This is a genomic window from Streptomyces lydicus (assembly GCF_000717345.1).
Classification (GTDB): Bacteria; Actinomycetota; Actinomycetes; order Streptomycetales; family Streptomycetaceae; genus Streptomyces; species Streptomyces lydicus.
Map to the genome: position 1 here is coordinate 17,583 of NZ_JNZA01000036.1, position 13,753 is coordinate 31,335.

Here is a 13,753-nt window from a genome sequence, read left to right on the forward strand (position 1 = left end):
TGCCGGGTGTCCGGAACGCCGTCCCGCGGCAAGGGCGTTGGCGTTCCCGGGCGCCGCGCCGCGGCGTGCGGAGCGGGACGGCCCCGGACACGACTCCATAACGATCGGCGGGACGGCCGGGGCCTCGGGGTGACGGGGTGCGGGCACGCGGCACCGGGTCCGGCCCGGTCCGAACCCCGGACACCCGTACGGACCCGGCGGCCCGGCGGTTACCGTAAGGGCACCATGAGCGCATCGCAGATCCCGCCTGCCACCGCCGTAACGGGCGATGACGTACCGACCCTGCTCGTCAAGATCTTCGGGAAGGACCGGCCCGGCATCACCGCAGGGCTCTTCGACACCCTCGCTGCCTACTCCGTCGATGTCGTGGACATCGAACAGGTCGTGACCCGGGGACGCATCACGCTGTGCGCGCTGGTCACCACCCCCTCCCCCGGCCAGGGCACCACCGGCTCGTCCGAGGGTGACCTGCGGGCGACCGTGCACAGCTGGGCCGAGTCGCTGAACCTCCAGGCGGAGATCATCTCCGGCCGGGGCGACAACCGTCCGCGCGGCACCGGCCGTTCGCACGTCACCGTGCTCGGGCACCCGCTCACCGCGGAGTCGGCCGCCGCCATCGCCGCCGCCATAACGGCTTCCGGCGGCAACATCGACCGTATTTTCCGGCTCGCCAAGTATCCGGTGACCGCCGTGGAGTTCGCGGTGTCCGGCGCCGTGACCGAGGCGCTGCGCACCGTCCTGGCCCCCGAGGCGGCACGGCTGGGCGTGGACGTCGCGGTGGTCGCGGCCGGGCTGCAGCGCCGGGCGCAGCGGCTGGTCGTGATGGACGTCGACTCGACGCTGATCCAGGACGAGGTCATCGAGCTGTTCGCGGCGCACGCCGGCTGCGAGGCCGAGGTCGCCGAGGTGACCGCCGCCGCGATGCGCGGTGAGCTGGACTTCGAGCAGTCGCTGCACGCCCGCGTCGAGCTGCTCGGCGGTCTCGACGAGTCGGTGGTGGAGGCCGTGCGCAAGGAGGTACGGCTGACGCCCGGCGCCCGCACGCTGGTGCGCACCCTCAAGCGACTCGGCTATCAAGTCGGCGTCGTCTCGGGCGGTTTCACCCAGGTCACCGATGCGCTCAAGGAGGAGCTGGGGCTGGACTTCGCCTCCGCCAACACCCTGGAGATCGTCGACGGCAAGCTGACCGGCCGGGTCACCGGGGACATCGTGGACCGGGCCGGCAAGGCGCGGCTGCTGCGGGAGTTCGCGCGGCAGGCCGGGGTGCCGCTGGACCAGACCGTCGCGATCGGTGACGGCGCCAACGACCTGGACATGCTGAACACGGCCGGCCTCGGGGTGGCCTTCAACGCCAAGCCGGTGGTGCGGGAGGCGGCGCACACCGCGGTGAACGTGCCGTTCCTGGACACCGTGCTGTACCTGCTGGGCATCACCCGGGAAGAGGTCGAGGCGGCGGACACCCACGCAGGGTGAGCGCGGCCCCCGCACGGGGCGCACGAGCAGCGAGAAGAGAAGGGCCCCGGCGGTGTGCCGGGGCCCTTCTCGTGGTGCGGGCCGGCGGGCCGGGGCCCCGCGCGGCGGCGCCGGCGGCCGCGTGGCTCAGCCCTGCGGCGTCCAGTACGCGATCAGCCGGCCGACGCCGTGCTCCAGCGCCTTCCACGAACCGTCGAAGGCGACCACGGCCAGGGCGGAGGTCGGGAAGCCGCTGCGGTTCATCCGCGGCAGCAGATCGGCCTCGGCCTCGCCGGACAGGGCGTCCGCGAGGGCGTGCACGCCCGGGTTGTGGCCGATCAGCATCAGGTCGTTGACGTCGTCGGGGGTCTCGTTCAGCAGCGCGATGAGCTCGCCGAGGGAGGCTTCGTAGATCCGCTCCTCGTAGACGGTCTTGGGCCGCTGCGGGAGCTCGTGGACGGCGAGCTTCCAGGTCTCGCGGGTGCGCAGGGACGTCGAGCACAGGGTCAGGTCGGGGATGATCCCGGTGCCGGCCAGCCAGCGGCCGGCGACGGGAGCGTCCCTGCGGCCGCGCTCGGCGAGCGGGCGCTCATGGTCGCTGGTCTCCGACCATTCGGCCTTGGCGTGTCGGAGGAGGACAATCCGGCGGGGTGTATCGGCGCTCATGCGTCCCAGCTTCGCACGAAAGACGGCGTGCGGCGCGGGGTGTTGGAGCGCTCCCCCTGCAGGGTGACGGCGCACGCGGGCGCTCCTCACGCACCGATGCCGAGGAGCCGGGCGAGCAGCTCCAGCAGCGGCGCCAGGCCCTGCGGGGCACCCGCCGCGCTGGCCCGGGACGGGCTCGCCACCAGGGCCAGCAGGACGGTGAAGGAGACGACCGGCAGCGCCAGCGCCCACCACGGCAGGCGGGCCCGCAGACCGGGCGTCCGCAGGCCGCGGGTCCGCGGGCGGCGGGCCCTGGCAGCGGGTGGCCGGCTGAACGCGGCGGACATACGGATCGCCTCCGGGGCGGATCGGAGCCGCGCGGCCACCGGCCGCGCCACCGCGGGTGCGGTGTACTCCGAAGCTACGGATCACCGGCGGCCGTTCCTACCCGGGAAGCCACCCACTTCCCCCTGAGGCCCGTCCCCTAGGGGACGGGGGGGTGTCCCCACCCCGCGGGGCGGGGCCGCGGGGTCACGGCGCCGCGATACTGGCCACGATCGCGACGACGACGGTCACACCGAGCATGAGGCCCAGCATGAGGAGCAGCTTCTTCTGGCTGTTCTGGGGATTCGGTTCGAGCACTGGCATGGGCCCAGTCTCCCACTCAGGTCTCGTCCTCGATCCGGCGGTCCCGCCCGGCCAGCACCCCCACCGCGATCTGCGGCACCATCAGCCCGGCCATCAGGGCGATCGGCAGCCCCCAGCCGCCGCTGTGCTGGTAGAGCGTGCCGACCAGCAGCGGCCCGGGGATGGAGATCAGATAGCCGACGCTCTGCGCGAAGGCGGAGAGCTTGACGACCCCGGCGGAGCTGGTCGAACGCATCCCGATCATGGTCAGGGCCAGCGGGAAGGCGCAGTTCGAGATGCCCATCAGCAGCGCCCAGGCCCAGGCGCCGGCGGCCGGCGCAAGCCACAGCCCGGCGTAACCGGCCAGGCCGCACAGGCCGAGCAGCACGGCGAGCGGGCCCTGGTGCCGCATCCGGGAGGCGAGCCGGGGCAGCACGAAGGAGAGCGGGACACCCATCGCCATGGTGACCGCGAGCAGCACGCCCGCCGTACCGGCCGAGACCCCGGCGTCGCGGAAGATCTGCGGCATCCAGCCCATGGTGATGTACGCGGCGGTGGCCTGCAGGCCGAAGAAGACGGCCAGCGCCCAGGCGGTGGGCGAGGAGGCGATCCGCACCGGGGGCTCCGCGGGGCGCGCGGGTTCGTCCGCGGCCGGACCCGCGGTGCCGCGGCGCCGGCCCGGCCCGGCGAGCCAGGGCAGTACGGCGACCACGGCGAGCGCCGCCCACACGGCCAGGCCGGTCCGCCAACTGCCGCCCAGCGCACGGGTCATGGGGACGGTGAGCGCCGCGGCCAGCGAGGTGCCCAGGGCCAGCGCCATCGAGTAGAGACCGGTCATCGGGCCCACCCGGTCGGGGAACCAGCTCTTGATCACGACCGGCATCAGCACATTGCTGACCGCGATGCCGGCCAGGGCGAGCGCGCTGCCGGCGAGGAAGCCGCCGGTGCCGCCCGCGTACGGGCGCACCGCGACGCCGACCGCGACCGCGGCCATCCCGGCGCAGACCACCGCGCCGGGCCCCCAGCGCCGGGCCAGCCGGGGGGCCGCGAAGCCGAAGACGGCGAAGCACAGGGGCGGTACGGAGGTAAGCAGCCCGGCCAGGGTGCCGCTCATGCCGAGGCCGTCGCGGACCTCCTCCAGGAGCGCGCCGAGGCTGGTGATGGCGGGGCGGAGGTTGAGCGCCGCCAGGACGAGACCGACCGTCACGATCCGCGGCAGCCAGCGGGCGAGCGGGCCGCCGGCCGGCGGCTCCGGTGTGCCGGGGGCCGGGGCGGTGGGGGTGGTACGGGGCCCGGCGGCGGGGCCGAGGGTCGCGAGGTCGTCGTCTGCCATAGGAGCCATCATAGAATCATGGGATGAATGCCTGTCCAGCCGATATCGGTAGCCTCTGCTGTCCCGGGCGGCGCCGGGGGCCGGAAGGACCCGCCGGGCGCCGTGCCGCAGCCACCCGTCCGCCCCTGCACCCCGGAGCGCAGCCATGCCTCTGACCTCGCCCCGCCGCTCCGCGCTGGCCGACCAGGTGATCGCGCAGCTGCGCGCCCAGATCACCTCCGGTGAGTGGCCGGTGGGAGCCCGCATCCCCACCGAGCCGGAGCTCGTCGAGCAGCTCGGGGTGGCGCGCAACACCGTCCGCGAGGCGGTCCGCGCGCTGGCCCACAACGGGCTGCTGGACATCCGGCAGGGCTCGGGCACGTACGTGGTGGCGACCAGCGAGCTGGCCGGGGTGATGAACCGGCGGTTCGCGGCGGCCGAGCCCGGGCACGTCGCCGAGCTGCGCAGCGCCCTGGAGGCGACCGCCGCCCGGCTCGCCGCGCGCCGCCGTACGGAGCAGGACCTGCGGCAGCTCGACGCGCTGCTGGAGCGGCGCGAGGCGGCCTGGAGGTCGGGGGCGGCCGAGTCCTTCGTGGAGGCGGACGCGACGTTGCACATGGCGATCGTGGCGGCCTCGCACAACGAGGTGCTGGCCGAGATCTACGCCGACCTCGGCGGCGTGCTGCGCGACTTCCTGCGGGCCGATGTCGGCGAGGAACTGCGGCCCGAGGCGCACATGGACCACTCCCGCCTGGTGGAGGCGATCCGCGCGGGCGACGGCGACCGGGCGGCGGCCGAGGCGGGCGCCCACCCCTTCGGCTGCCGGCCGGGCCTCGCCGAACTCGCCTGAACCCCGGGAAACGCGTACTGCCCGCCCCGGAGACCGGGACGGGCAGTACGGACGAGCTCGGGGCGTCAGGCGCCCATCATGTGCACACCGCCGTCGACGTGCACGATCTCGCCGGTCGTCCGCGGGAAGAAGTCGGACAGCATGCCGACGACGCCGCGGCCGGCCGGCTCCGGGTCGGCCAGGTCCCAGCCGATCGGGGCGCGGTGGTTCCACACGTCCGCCAGCTCCTCGAAGCCGGGGATGGACTTGGCGGCCATCGACTTGATCGGGCCGGCCGAGACCAGGTTGCAGCGGATGCCCTGGGGGCCCAGGTCGCGCGCCAGGTAGCGGTTGGTGCTCTCCAGCGCCGCCTTGGCCACGCCCATCCAGTCGTACTTCGGCCAGGCGATCTGCGCGTCGAAGGTGAGGCCGACGACCGCGCCGCCGTGCTCCATGAGCGGCAGGCAGGCCATCGTCAGCGACTTGTAGGAGTACGCCGAGACCTGCACCGCGGTGCCGACGTCCTCCCAGCTCGCCTCCAGGAAGTTGAAGGCGCCCTGCGGGCCGAAGGCGATGGAGTGCACGATGCCGTCGATGCGGGCGCCCTCGCCCTGGTGCTCACGGATCTTGTCCGCCAGCCCGTCCAGGTGCTCCTGGTTGGTGACGTCCAGCTCGATGACCGGGGCTTCCTTGGGGAGCCGCTTGGCGATCCGCTCGACGAGGGAGAGCCGGCCGAAGCCGGTGAGGATGACCTCGGCGCCCTCGTTCTGGGCGACCTTGGCCGCCTGGAAGGCGATCGAGGACTCGGTCAGGACACCCGTGACGAGGATGCGCTTGCCTGCAAGGATTCCACTCATGGTGATCAGTGACCCATGCCCAATCCGCCGTCGACGGGAATGACGGCTCCGGTGATGTACGCGGCCTCGTCGGAGGCCAGGAAGCGGACCGAGGAGGCGATCTCCTCGGGCTGCGCATACCGCGCGAGCGGCACCTGCTTGACGATGCTGTCCCGCTGCTCGTCGCTGAGCACCCGGGTCATGTCGGTGTCGACGAAGCCGGGCGCGACGACGTTGACGGTGATGTTGCGGCTGCCCAGCTCGCGTGCGAGGGAGCGGGCGAAGCCCACCAGGCCCGCCTTGGAGGCGGCGTAGTTCGCCTGGCCCGCGGCGCCCATCAGGCCCACCACGGACGAGATCAGCACGATGCGGCCCTTGCGCGCCCGCAGCATCGCCCGGTTGGCCCGCTTGACCACCCGGAACGTGCCGGTGAGGTTGGTCTCCAGGACCGAGGTGAAGTCCTCCTCGGACATCCGCATCAGCAGCTGGTCACGGGTGACGCCGGCGTTCGCCACCAGCACCTCGACCGGACCCTGCTTCTCCTCGATCTCCTTGTACGCCTGCTCGACCTGCTCGCTGTCCGTGATGTCGCACTTCACGGCCAAAAATCCCGCTGGGGGCTCGCCCGAGCGGTAGGTGATGGCGACCTTGTCGCCTGACTCGGCGAAGGCACGGGCAATGGCGAGGCCAATGCCGCGGTTACCTCCGGTGACCAGAACCGAGCGGCTCAAGAGATCACCCTTTCCGTTTCTGTCCGTCCTGCGTTCGATACGAAACTATCGGTCACGGGCCCCTGAAGTGGAATCGAGCACGGACAGGGGCGCGCCCCGGTCACTGTCGGGTCTCCACAGAACCGCCGCCGACGCGCCGTGCCGCACACCGGTCGCGGTCTGGGCCGCGGCCGCACCGCAGGGCATGATGCAGGCGCCGACCACGGGAGGACGCCTTGCCTGCTGCACCCCATGCCCTTGATGAAACGTTCCTGGCGTTGCCGCTGCACGCGCTGGCCGACGCCGCGCTGGCCCGGGCCCGCGCGCTGGGCGCCACGCACGCGGACTTCCGCCTGGAACGGAACCGCAGCGCCTCCTGGCGGCTGCGGGACGCACGGACGGCCGGGACCTCGGACACCACCGACCTCGGCTACGCGGTGCGGGTGGTGCACGACGGCGCCTGGGGCTTCGCGTCCGGCGTGGACCTGACCATGGACGCCGCGGCGCGGGTGGCCGCGCAGGCGGTGGCGATGGCGAAGCTGTCGGCGAAGGTCATCCGGGCGGCCGGCGCCGACGAGCGCATCGAGCTGGCCGACGAGCCCGCCCACCCCGACCGCACCTGGGTCTCCGCGTACGAGATCAACCCGTTCGACGTACCGGACGCCGACAAGACCGCGCTGCTGGCCGAGTGGAGCGCGCGGCTGCTGGACGCCGACGGGGTGGCCCATGCGGACGCCTCGCTGCTGACCGTCCAGGAGAACAAGTTCTACGCGGACACCGCGGGCACCAGCACCACCCAGCAGCGCGTCCGGCTGCATCCGCAGCTGACCGCGGTCGCGGTGGACCCGACCAGCGGCGACTTCGACTCGATGCGCACCCTCGCCCCGCCGGCCGGGCGCGGCTGGGAGTACCTGACCGGGGACCACTGGGACTGGGCCGGCGAGCTGGCCCGCCTGCCCGAGTACCTCGCCGAGAAGATGCACGCCCCCGGCGTCGAGCCCGGCGCGTACGACCTGGTGGTGGATCCCTCCAACCTGTGGCTGACGATCCACGAGTCGATCGGGCACGCCACCGAGCTGGACCGGGCGCTGGGCTACGAGGCGGCGTACGCGGGGACCTCGTTCGCCACCTTCGACCAGCTCGGCAAGCTGGCGTACGGCTCGGCGCTCATGAACGTGACCGGCGACCGGACCGCCGAGCACGGCCTCGCCACGATCGGCTACGACGACGAGGGGGTGGCCGCGCAGTCCTGGGACCTGATCAAGGACGGCACCCTGGTCGGCTACCAACTCGACCGCAGGATCGCGAAGTTGACCGGCTTCGCCCGCTCCAACGGCTGCGCGTACGCGGACTCGCCGGCCCATGTGCCGGTCCAGCGGATGGCCAACGTCTCGCTGCAGCCGGCCCCGGAGGGGCCGTCCACCGAGGAGCTGATCGCGGGCGTGGAGCGGGGCATCTACGTCGTCGGCGACCGCTCGTGGTCGATCGACATGCAGCGGTACAACTTCCAGTTCACCGGCCAGCGGTTCTTCCGGATCGAGAACGGGCGGCTGGCCGGGCAGCTGCGCGATGTCGCCTACCAGGCGAGCACCACCGACTTCTGGGGCTCGATGAGCGCGGTCGGCGGTCCGGACACCTATGTGCTGGGCGGCGCCTTCAACTGCGGCAAGGCCCAGCCGGGGCAGGTCGCGGCCGTCTCGCACGGCTGCCCCTCGGCCCTGTTCGAGGGCGTGAACATCTTGAACACGACTCAGGAGGCCGGTCGATGAGCCCGCGCAATTCCCGCAGCACCGCACCGCACGAGATCGTCGAGCGGGCCCTGGAGCTGTCCCGCGCCGACGGCTGCGCGGTCATCGCCGACGAGCACTCCGGCGTCAACCTGCGCTGGGCGGGCAACGCCCTCACCACCAACGGCGTCACCCGCGGCCGGACCCTGACGGTCGTGGCGACCGTGAACGGCGCGGAGGGCACCGCCTCCGGCGTGGTGTCCCGCTCGGCGGTGACCAAGGACGATCTGGAGCCGCTGGTACGGGCCGCGGAGGCGGCCGCCCGGGACGCGGGGCCCGCCGAGGACGCCCAGCCGCTGGTCGGCGGCGAGAAGGCGTCCGCCGACTTCACCGACGCGCCCGCCGAGACCTCCTCCGACGTCTTCGCGGCCTTCGCCCCGGCCCTCGGCGAGTCCTTCCGCGCCGCCCGCTCCGGCGGCCGCGAGCTGTACGGCTTCGCCCACCACGGTGTCGTCTCGTCGTACCTGGGCACCTCGGCCGGGCTGCGGCTGCGGCACGACCAGCCCACCGGGACCCTGGAGCTGAACGCCAAGGCGCCGGGCACCGACGGCACCGTCCCCCGCTCGGCCTGGACGGGCCGCGCCACCCGCGACTTCACCGACGTCGACCCGCGGGAGCTGGACGCCGAGCTGGGCCGGCGGCTGGGCTGGGCCGAGCGGCGGGTCGAGCTGCCGGCAGGGCGCTACGAGACGCTGCTGCCGCCCACCGCCGTCGCCGATCTGCTGATCTACCAGCTGTGGTCGTCCGGCGCCCGGGACGCCGCCGAGGGCCGTACGGTCTTCTCCCGGCCGGCCGACGGTGACGGCGACGCCGCCGGCCGCCCCGGCGCCGGCACCCGGCTGGGCGAGCGGCTGAGCGCACTGCCGCTGACGCTGCGCAGCGACCCGCGGGCGCCCGGTCTGGAGTGCGCGCCGTTCGTGCTGGCGCACTCCTCCGGGGACGACGCGTCGGTCTTCGACAACGGGCTGCCGCTGACGGCCACCGACTGGGTGCGCGAGGGCGTGCTCAACCGGCTGCTGACCACCCGGCACACCGCCGGGCTGACCGGCCTGCCGGTGGCGCCCGGAATCGACAACCTCCTTCTGGAGGGCGGCGGTTCCCGCTCGCTGGAGGAGATGGTGGCGGACACCGGGCACGACGGGCCCGCGCTGCTGCTGACCTGCCTGTGGTACATCCGCGAGGTCGACCCGGCGACGCTGCTGCTGACCGGGCTGACCCGGGACGGCGTCTATCTGGTCGAGAACGGCGAGGTGACCGGCGAGGTCAACAACTTCCGGTTCAACGAGTCGCCGGTGGACCTGCTGTCCCGGGCGGCCGAGGCGGGCCGTACGGAGCGGACCCTGCCGCGCGAGTGGAGCGACTACTTCACCCGGGCCGCGATGCCGGCGCTGCGGATCCCGGACTTCAACATGAGCTCGGTCAGCCGGGGGGTGTGAGCGGGGCGGGCCGGGGCCCGCGGCCGCCGCGCCGGGGCCCGCGCTCGGAAACCCGCGCGTGGGCCCCGGCCCGTTGGCCATAGACTTCTTCTCCGTCCCTTCTGGGACACCCTGTCCTCCCTCACGGGAAAAACCGATCGATCAGGAACGCCATGACACGCCTCGGCGAATCCGTCGCCCGCGCCAGCACGCTGCTCTCCGCCGACCTCTCCTCCGACGCCACCGTCGAGGAGCTGCTCAAGGAGACCGGTGCGCGGCGCTATCTCGACCTGACGGACCTGCCCGCCAAGGAGCAGGCCGAGCTGATCGCGGCCCGTACGGTCGAGGTGCTGCCGGGCGTGGAGAAGCTGGCCGAGCGGATCGAGGAGCGCCGGACGGCGGGCAAGGGCCTGCACATCAAGCTGGGCATCGACCCGACGGCGACCGATGTGCACCTGGGGCACGCGGTGCCGCTGATCGTGCTGAGCCGGTTCCAGCGGCTGGGCCACGACGTCACGCTGATCATCGGCGACTTCACCGCCAAGATCGGCGACCCGTCGGGCCGTACCGCCGAGCGCCCGCCGCTGACCGACGAGGACATCGCACACAACCTCGCCACGTACCGGGAACAGGTCCGCCCGTTCTTCGACTTCGAGAAGGTCAGCTTCCGGCAGAACAGCGAGTGGCTGGCGCCGTACACCTTCCCCGAGCTGCTCTCGCTGCTCGCCCAGGTGCCGGCCTCGCAGCTGCTGCAGCGCGAGGACTTCCGCAACCGGCTGGCGGCCGGCTCCGGCCTGACGATGACGGAGCTGCTGTACCCCGTCGCGCAGGGCCTGGACTCGGTGGCGCTGGAGTGCGACGTGGAGCTGGGCGGCTCCGACCAGCTGCTCAACCTCCAGATGGGCCGCAAGCTGATGGAGCTGCGCGGGCAGCGGCCGCAGCTGGTGGTGACCATGCCGCTGATCGAGGGCACGGACGGCACCGGCGCCAAGATGTCCAAGTCCAAGGGCAATTACGTTGGCCTGGGCGCGCCCGCCGACGATGTCTTCGGCAAGATCATGTCGGTGCCGGACCGGCTGATGGAGCCGTACCTGAAGGCGTGGACGGAGTGGACCGACGAGGAGATCGCGCTCGTCCTGGGCCGGATCGCGGACCGTTCGCTGCACCCGATGGACCTCAAGAAGATCCTCGCCGGTGAGGTCGTGGCCGCGCTGTACGGCCTGGAGGCGGCGCAGGCGGCGCGGGCCGGTTTCGTCGCGCAGTTCTCGAAGAAGTCGTTCTCCGACGTGGAGTCGCTGCCGGCCGTCGAGGTCGGCGAGCACGGCGCGGAGACGGTGGCGACGGTGCTGACCCGGGTGCTGGAGTTCACCCCGAGCGCCTCGGCGGCGCGCCGGCTGGCCAAGCAGAACGCGCTGCGGCTGGTCGTGGAGGGCGACGAGGGCCAGCAGACGGTGGTGCTCGCGGAGGCCGACGCGATCCGTCCGCTGGGTGAGGTGCTGGCCGACAAGCTCGCGGACACCGCGGGCGTCGCGTACCTCAAGGCCGGGCGGAAGCTGGCCGTGCTGCGGGGCCGCTGACGAAGCAGCACGAGGGCGGCCGGGGCGCTTGCGCGCGCACCGGCCGCCCTCGTGTGTCGGAACTGCCTAGATGGTTTGCTTCCTGCGGCCGCGCATGGAGACCCACAGCCGGTCCCCGATGGCGACCACGATGACCGCGCCGGCCAGTTGCAGCAGGTGCCGGATCCAGTCGATTCCATTGGTCTCGTTCACGCCGAGCCCGGTGGCCGCCCAGTTGCCGAGGACGCTGCCGAGCATGCCGAAGATCACCGTCAGCCAGAGCGGGATCTGCTGCTTGCCCGGGATGATGGCCTTGGCGATGAGGCCCAGCACCAGGCCCACGACGATGGCCCACAACCACGACATGTGTTGCCTCCTCCGGTGGCACGGTGCACGTGAGGTCGCGCCCCGCCAGTGTCGCCCCGCATCGCCTACGGCGCACGCCGGAGGGGGCGGTACGCCAGTTGTCCGGGCGGACCCGGGCGCGGCGGGGCAGGACCCGGTCTCGAAGGCGGCGCAGGTGCGGCGTACCGTGGAAACCGACCGGAAACCGGGGAGAATCCGGCACGACTGAGCAGGTGGTGGAACGTGACGCGGAAGCAGAGCGGCGGCCAGACCTTCCGGATCACCGGGGCGCGCCAGGGTCTCTCCGAGGACGTGCGCGGACGGCAGCGCCGGTACGTGATCTCGATGGGGGTGCGCACGGTCGCCGTCCTGCTGACCGTCGTGCTGTGGAACATCGAGCGGCCGGTTGCCATCGCGACGCTGGTACTGGGCATGGCGCTGCCCTACATCGCGGTGGTGATCGCCAACGCGGGCCGGGAGAACGCCCCTTCGCTGCCGCGGACCTTCATCGCGGGGCCGACCAGGCCGATGCTCACGCCGGGGACGACCGGCGGCGCGGCGGAGCCCGTTCCGGACCGGCCGGCGGCGGAGGGCACGGCGCCGCGGGACGCCGCCCGCTGATCACCGTTCGGTCTGCAAAGCTCAAGAAAAGCTCAGATCAATCATGGAGTTCCGGTGCACCGCGCACCATCCCCCGTGACATACTGCGTACGCGCTCCGCATCCCCCGTCGGAGCGACGGACCGACGCCGGGCGGCTCCCCCCGTGGCTGCCCGGCGTCGCCATGTCCGCGGGTGGTGGCCGGCCGGGGTGCCGGGGCCGCAGGACGTAGGGTTGAGGCCGTGAACTCCCCTGATCTTCCCGGCTTTCCCGCCGGTGCCGACAGTGCCGTCATCTGCTCCGCCAAGGGCTGCCGCGCCGCCGCCGTCTGGGTGCTGGCCTGGAACAACCCCAAGCTGCACACGCCGGACCGCCGGAAGACCTGGCTCGCCTGCGAGGAGCACCGGGAGCACCTGTCGCAGTTCCTCGGCATGCGCGGCTTCCTCAAGGACGTCGTGACGCTGGAGGACTGGGAGGCGTCGGCCTCCGGGCACTGACGGCGGGCCGGTCAGCCGCCGATCGCGGACATCGGCCGCTCGGGCTGGAGGAAGGACGGGTCGTCCAGGCCGGAGCCCGCCTTCTTGCCCCACATCGCGACCTTCCACAGGCGCGCGATCTCCTCGTCGGGCGCCCCGGAGCGCAGGGCCGTGCGCAGATCCGTCTCCTCGGTGGCGAACAGGCACGTACGGACCTGGCCGTCGGCGGTCAGCCGGGTGCGGTCGCAGGCGCGGCAGAACGGGCGGGTGACCGAGGCGATCACGCCGACGCGGTGCGGGCCGCCGTCGACGATCCAGCGCTCCGCGGGCGCGGAGCCGCGTGCGTCCCGGCTCTCGGGGGTGAGCGTGAAGCGGGTGCGCAGCGAGGTGAGGATGTCACCGGCGGTGATCATGCCGTCGCGCTTCCAGCCGTGCTGGGCGTCCAGCGGCATCTGCTCGATGAAGCGCAGTTCGTAGTCGTGGGCGATCGCCCAGGCCAGCAGGTCGGGGGCCTCGTCGTCGTTGAGGCCGGGCATCAGGACCGTGTTGACCTTGACCGGGGTCAGGCCGGCGGCGCGGGCCGCCTCCAGGCCGTGGAGCACGTCGTCGTGACGCTTGCGGCGGGTCATGGCCTGGAAGACTTCGGGCCGCAGGGTGTCGAGGGAGACGTTGACGCGGTCGAGTCCGGCGTCGCGCAGCGCGGCCGCCGTGCGCTGCAGCCCTATGCCGTTGGTGGTCAGGGACATCTGGGGGCGCGGGGTGAGCGCGGCGACCCGCTCGACGATGCCGGGCAGGCCGGGGCGGAGCAGCGGCTCGCCGCCGGTGAAGCGGACCTCCTCGATGCCCAGGTCGCGCACGGCGATGCCGATCAGCCGGACGATCTCGTCGTCGGTGAGCAGATCGGGCTTGGCCAGCCACTGCAGGCCCTCTTCCGGCATGCAGTACGTGCAGCGCAGATTGCACCGGTCGGTCAGCGAGACGCGCAGGTCTGTGGCCACGCGACCATAGGTGTCAATGAGCACGAGGCCCCCTCCCCGGGAGTGATGGCCCGGTACGTCGTCCGTGGTGGATCAGTACGTCTTCGAGCCTACGCGATAGGTGTGCCGGTGAGCAGAGATGAGAAGCACGAGGTGGGCGGGGTGGCCTCGTAGATCTCTACGACGC

At 72.7% G+C, this 13,753-nt stretch carries 15 protein-coding genes; 7 read left to right on the forward strand and 8 right to left on the reverse strand.

The annotated features are described in order from the left end of the window. The first annotated feature begins 225 nt into the window (after positions 1-225). Complete coding sequence (serB, locus tag OO62_RS28360; RefSeq protein ID WP_033270479.1) at positions 226-1,473, forward strand: phosphoserine phosphatase SerB; 1,248 nt, start codon at positions 226-228, stop codon at positions 1,471-1,473. Between the two features lie 126 nt (positions 1,474-1,599). Here serB and OO62_RS28365 read toward each other — a convergent pair whose 3' ends face one another. The 4 genes from OO62_RS28365 to OO62_RS28375 all read right to left on the reverse strand — a co-directional run bounded on the left by OO62_RS28365 (position 1,600) and on the right by OO62_RS28375 (position 4,057). After that, entirely contained in the window at positions 1,600-2,118 is a 519-nt protein-coding gene (locus tag OO62_RS28365; protein ID WP_033270480.1) for a SixA phosphatase family protein, read from the reverse strand. A gap of 86 nt (positions 2,119-2,204) precedes the next feature. Then, on the reverse strand, positions 2,205-2,444 hold the full coding sequence (locus tag OO62_RS28370) for a hypothetical protein (RefSeq protein WP_033270481.1): 240 nt from the start codon (positions 2,442-2,444) through the stop codon (positions 2,205-2,207). A 184-nt stretch (positions 2,445-2,628) separates the two neighbouring features. Continuing rightward, positions 2,629-2,745 (reverse strand): SGM_5486 family transporter-associated protein, encoded by a 117-nt coding sequence (locus OO62_RS41400; RefSeq protein ID WP_266105127.1) that lies wholly within the window; start codon positions 2,743-2,745, stop codon positions 2,629-2,631. A gap of 16 nt (positions 2,746-2,761) precedes the next feature. Then, the gene (locus tag OO62_RS28375) at positions 2,762-4,057 is read right to left on the reverse strand and encodes a CynX/NimT family MFS transporter (RefSeq protein WP_033270482.1); all 1,296 of its coding nucleotides are present in this window, start codon (positions 4,055-4,057) and stop codon (positions 2,762-2,764) included. Positions 4,058-4,202: 145 nt separating this feature from the next. Between OO62_RS28375 and OO62_RS28380 the strand changes: the two genes are divergently transcribed. Then, positions 4,203-4,886 carry a FadR/GntR family transcriptional regulator gene (locus OO62_RS28380; RefSeq protein ID WP_033270483.1) on the forward strand — a complete coding sequence of 228 codons (684 nt, stop codon included), beginning with the start codon at positions 4,203-4,205 and terminating at the stop codon, positions 4,884-4,886. 65 nt (positions 4,887-4,951) lie between these two features. Here the strand turns inward: OO62_RS28380 and fabI are convergent, their stop codons facing one another. Continuing rightward, a complete protein-coding gene (fabI, locus tag OO62_RS28385) occupies positions 4,952-5,722 on the reverse strand; it encodes an enoyl-ACP reductase FabI (protein ID WP_033270484.1) in 771 nt (256 codons plus the stop codon). A 5-nt stretch (positions 5,723-5,727) separates the two neighbouring features. Further along, positions 5,728-6,432, reverse strand: coding sequence for a 3-oxoacyl-[acyl-carrier-protein] reductase (fabG, locus tag OO62_RS28390; RefSeq protein WP_033270485.1), 705 nt, complete (start codon positions 6,430-6,432; stop codon positions 5,728-5,730). Positions 6,433-6,647: 215 nt separating this feature from the next. Here fabG and OO62_RS28395 point away from each other — a divergent pair, with 215 nt between their 5' ends. The 3 genes from OO62_RS28395 to tyrS all read left to right on the forward strand — a co-directional run bounded on the left by OO62_RS28395 (position 6,648) and on the right by tyrS (position 11,190). Continuing rightward, positions 6,648-8,180 carry a TldD/PmbA family protein gene (locus tag OO62_RS28395; protein WP_033270486.1) on the forward strand — a complete coding sequence of 511 codons (1,533 nt, stop codon included), beginning with the start codon at positions 6,648-6,650 and terminating at the stop codon, positions 8,178-8,180. Then, positions 8,177-9,634 (forward strand): metallopeptidase TldD-related protein, encoded by a 1,458-nt coding sequence (locus OO62_RS28400; RefSeq protein WP_033270487.1) that lies wholly within the window; start codon positions 8,177-8,179, stop codon positions 9,632-9,634. The genes OO62_RS28395 and OO62_RS28400 overlap by 4 nt, the downstream gene beginning before the upstream one ends. Before the next feature lie 152 nt (positions 9,635-9,786). Further along, entirely contained in the window at positions 9,787-11,190 is a 1,404-nt protein-coding gene (gene tyrS, locus OO62_RS28405; protein WP_033270488.1) for a tyrosine--tRNA ligase, read from the forward strand. A 66-nt stretch (positions 11,191-11,256) separates the two neighbouring features. On the opposite strand, the gene OO62_RS28410 is transcribed toward tyrS, so the two are convergent. Further along, positions 11,257-11,535 (reverse strand): GlsB/YeaQ/YmgE family stress response membrane protein, encoded by a 279-nt coding sequence (locus tag OO62_RS28410; RefSeq protein WP_033270489.1) that lies wholly within the window; start codon positions 11,533-11,535, stop codon positions 11,257-11,259. A gap of 222 nt (positions 11,536-11,757) precedes the next feature. Between OO62_RS28410 and OO62_RS28415 the strand changes: the two genes are divergently transcribed. Further along, a complete protein-coding gene (locus tag OO62_RS28415) occupies positions 11,758-12,135 on the forward strand; it encodes a DUF3099 domain-containing protein (RefSeq protein WP_033270490.1) in 378 nt (125 codons plus the stop codon). A 220-nt stretch (positions 12,136-12,355) separates the two neighbouring features. Further along, positions 12,356-12,610, forward strand: a complete 255-nt coding sequence (locus OO62_RS28420) for a hypothetical protein (protein WP_033270491.1) — start codon at positions 12,356-12,358, stop codon at positions 12,608-12,610. 11 nt (positions 12,611-12,621) lie between these two features. On the opposite strand, the gene moaA is transcribed toward OO62_RS28420, so the two are convergent. Continuing rightward, positions 12,622-13,611: a GTP 3',8-cyclase MoaA gene (gene moaA / locus OO62_RS28425; protein WP_033270492.1), complete on the reverse strand. Its 990-nt coding sequence runs from the start codon at positions 13,609-13,611 to the stop codon at positions 12,622-12,624. Between the last annotated feature and the right edge of the window lie 142 nt (positions 13,612-13,753).